The organism is Chryseobacterium sp. SIMBA_029 (genome assembly GCF_046535275.1).
GTDB lineage: Bacteria > Bacteroidota > Bacteroidia > Flavobacteriales > Weeksellaceae > Chryseobacterium.
In genome coordinates this window covers 1-243 of record NZ_JAWRXA010000747.1, presented here as the reverse complement: position 1 = coordinate 243, position 243 = coordinate 1, and the positions used below count along the sequence as shown (strand labels likewise).

Annotated in this window: 1 protein-coding gene; it reads left to right on the top strand. The window is 68.7% G+C overall.

Annotated features, from left to right (window positions below):
* Window positions 1-243 (top strand): SGNH/GDSL hydrolase family protein (locus tag SB679_RS25920; protein WP_410705258.1); only part of this gene is annotated, 243 nt, incomplete at both ends.

The window sequence follows — 243 nt, the reverse complement described above, 5'->3', positions numbered from 1 at the left end:
CCGGCAACGGGAAGACCGCCAACTACATCGATGCGCTGCAACGCGGCGACTGGGTCCTCCCCTACGGTGAACCACCCCTCGTCGTCGTCGAGGGCGGTGGGAATGATGCCACGCAGCACGCCACGGACGGCCAGATTACTGCGAACGCCGAGCGGCTGCTCGCAGCCCTCAAGCAGCGCTACCCAGACGCCGCGCTGGCGATGATTGGCACGTTGGCCCGCGGCGCCGGGAATGGAGGCGGAC